1 protein-coding gene is annotated in these 216 nt (G+C 34.7%); it reads right to left on the reverse strand.

Features of this window, described 5'->3' with window-relative positions:
- The coding region (locus HMPREF3247_RS12000) for a DUF1542 domain-containing protein (RefSeq protein ID WP_142349156.1) at positions 1-216 on the reverse strand (216 nt) is incomplete at both ends.

Genomic DNA, 216 nt, shown 5'->3' on the forward strand with positions numbered 1-216 from the left:
TTTCGCATCTTCTTTAGCTTTCACTAAATCTTTGATGTCTTGTAATGCTTGCGCAAGTTGTGCTTTTGCCTGCTCAATTTCTTCTTTAGTCAGCGCATTGTTAATGTCGTTATGACCTTGTTGAAGTATTTGATTAATACGATCTTTAAGTGCTTGTTTTTCCTTATCTGTTAGATTTGGATTTCGATCGATTTCGTCAATTAATGCTTGAACTTG

This window comes from Staphylococcus sp. HMSC36A10, assembly GCF_001838845.1.
GTDB classification, from domain to species: Bacteria; Bacillota; Bacilli; order Staphylococcales; family Staphylococcaceae; genus Staphylococcus; species Staphylococcus aureus.